Origin of the sequence: Lutibacter sp., from assembly GCF_021647475.1 — a bacterium.
Classification (GTDB): domain Bacteria; phylum Bacteroidota; class Bacteroidia; order Flavobacteriales; family Flavobacteriaceae; genus Lutibacter.
The window spans coordinates 1-2,959 of record NZ_JAKIUR010000100.1 but is presented as its reverse complement, the minus strand read 5'-3'; the positions used below and the strand labels follow the sequence as shown (position 1 = coordinate 2,959).

The following is a 2,959-nucleotide window of genomic DNA, read 5'->3' as shown; positions in this document are numbered from 1 at the left end:
GATGTAAATTATTAGCTAGATTTTTTGCAACTATAAAACGACAAACACCTTATGTAGATATACTAAAATATGCTGCCTGAAAATATTTGAAATATATTTGGTGGAGTCATAGAATACGTTATGACGTAATTACGAATACAGTGAATCTAAAACTTCTTGCGTTAAGGATTGAATACTTCGACAGGGCTCAGTACAGGCTATTATTTGAGCTTTTTTAAGTTGCATAAAGCAACTTAAAAAGCGAGCAGTGAAAGCCTGACCCAACGGGTAACGCCAAAATTACATATAATTTAAGGTGCTGGATTAGGTTGTAACTCTTGAATTTCATTAATTTTTTTCAATGTTTCTTCGGTGAGTTTTACGTGAATACTACTTATATTTTCTTTAAGTTGTTCTATGGAGGTTGCTCCAATAATAGTTGAAGTTACAAATGGTTGTTGCGTTACAAATGCTAATGATAATTGTGCTAAACTAATGCCTAGTTCTTTTGCTAAGTCTGCATATTTTTGAATTAAAAATCGAGATTCATCACTATTATATCTAGAAAATACTGGAAATAATGTTAAACGTGCATTTTTTGGCATTTTCCCACCTAAATATTTACCTGATAACATTCCAAATGCCATTGGTGAGTAGGCTAATAAACCAACTTTTTCGCGCATAGCAATTTCTGCTAAACCAATTTCAAAAGTTCTGTTTAATAAGGAATATGGATTTTGAATTGTTTTACAACGTGTTAAATTATTGTTTTTACTCTCTTCTAAATGACGCATTAAACCCCAAGGCGTTTCATTTGAAACTCCGTAATGACGAATTTTACCTTCTTTTACCAAAGAATCTAATTTTTCGATTACCTCTTTAAAGTTATCTTCCCATTTATCTTCAAAATTATGCTTGTAATTTCTTTGAGAAAAAAAGTTTGTACTTCGTTCAGGCCAATGTAATTGATACACATCAATATAATCTGTTTTAAGTCGTTTTAAACTTTTTTCAAGAGCATCATCAATGGCTTCGTTTGAAAATCCTATGTTATCTCGAATATAACTTAAGCCGGGACCTGGACCTGTAATTTTAGTAGCAAGTACAAAGTTTTCACGTTTTTGATTTTCTAACCAATTACCCATAAATCTTTCGGTACTTCCTTGTGTCTCTTGTCTTCCAGGAACCGAATACATTTCAGCGGTATCAATAAAATTAATTCCTTTTTCTACTGCATAATTTAATTGCTCATGTGCTTCACTTTCGGTATTTTGTTCACCAAAAGTCATAGTTCCTAAACAAATTTTACTGACTTTTATATTAGTATTTTGTATAGTTGTATATTTCATTTTATTCGTTTTTTATAGCTTCCAAATGTAGTAAAATTAAGAGTAACAAAAAGCTGTATAAAAAGTATAATTCTCGTCAACCTAAACTTGATTTAGGTTCTCATAATCAATGGTAATCAATAATGTGAGATTCTGAAATAAATTCAGAATGACGGATTCATAACTTTTTATACAGCTTCTTTAAATAAAAAACACTTCGACAAGCTTAGTGTGACAATTTATTTATTTTAACATCGCTTCAATACCTGGCAATGTTTTACCCTCTAAACTCTCTAACATTGCTCCACCACCAGTTGAAACGTAACTTACTTTATCAGCAAAACCAAATTGTTTTACTGCAGCTACAGAATCACCTCCTCCTACTAATGAAAAAGCTCCTTTTTTAGTAGCTTCAGCAATAGAATTTCCTAAAGCAATGGTGCCTTCTGCAAATTTATCCAATTCAAAAACTCCTAAAGGACCATTCCAAAGAATGGTTTTAGATTCAAGAACAACTTTATTAAAAATTTCGATTGATTTTGGCCCTGCATCCAATCCTTGCCAACCATTTGGAATTTTATTTATATCACAAATTTGCGTATTTGCATTATTACTAAAAGCATCTGCAGCAACAACATCAACAGGAATATAAACATGAACTCCTTTTTCTTTTGCTTGTTTTAAAATAGCTAAAGCCAATTCTTGTTTGTCATCTTCACAAATTGAATTACCTATTTTTCCTCCTTGAGCTTTAATGAATGTGAAGCTCATTCCTCCGCCAATAATTAAATGATCTACCGCGTCTAAAATATTTTCAATTACGGTAATTTTTGAAGATACTTTTGCACCTCCTAAAATAGCTAAAACTGGTTTTTCACCTTCACTCAATACTTTTTTAATACTTTCAATTTCTTTTGCTAATAAAAATCCAAAACATTTATTATTAGGAAAAAATTGGGCAATAATTGTGGTAGAGGCGTGAGCCCTATGTGCAGTTCCAAAAGCATCATTTACATAAACATCACCTAATTTAGAAAGTTGTTTTGCAAAATTAACATCACCTGCTTTTTCTTCAGGATGAAAACGCAAGTTTTCAAGTAACAACACTTCACCCATTTTTAATTCAGAAACCATTTTTTCAACTTCATCACCAACACAATCTGGAGCAAATTTTACTTCAACACCTAAAACTTCTGAAACTTTTTTTACAATGTGTTTTAATGAATATTTTTCTTCAACTCCTTTTGGACGACCTAAATGGGACATTAAAACTACGGCTCCTCCATCTTTTAAAATTTTAGCAATAGTTGGTTTAGCAGCTTGTATTCTTGTATCATCTGTAATATTAAGGTTTTCATCTAATGGCACATTAAAATCAACTCTAATTAATGCTTTTTTTCCTTCAAAATTTATGTCTTGTATTGTTTTCATTTGACTGATTTTTAACTGAATATTTGTACTACAAATATACTTCAATTTAACATAAACCTTTCAATTTTCTACGAAAGCGATTTCATTAGAAAAAACTCAGGGCAAACTCACACTTTTTCTTTGATAAAAGCTAGATAATCAGTTGATTTATAGTTGTCAAAGTTATTAATTATTTGTATATTATACTGATAATCAATAATTTACATCAATGACATCAAGTA

Annotated in this window: 2 protein-coding genes; both read right to left on the bottom strand. The window is 30.6% G+C overall.

What is annotated here, in order from left to right; genetic code table 11:
* Positions 1 to 290 precede the first annotated feature (290 nt).
* Complete coding sequence (locus L3J60_RS13390) at positions 291 to 1,328, bottom strand: aldo/keto reductase (protein ID WP_291976072.1); 1,038 nt, start codon at positions 1,326 to 1,328, stop codon at positions 291 to 293.
* A 222-nt stretch (positions 1,329 to 1,550) separates the two neighbouring features.
* On the bottom strand, positions 1,551 to 2,738 hold the full coding sequence (locus L3J60_RS13385) for a phosphoglycerate kinase (RefSeq protein WP_291976071.1): 1,188 nt from the start codon (positions 2,736 to 2,738) through the stop codon (positions 1,551 to 1,553).
* Positions 2,739 to 2,959: the final 221 nt, after the last annotated feature.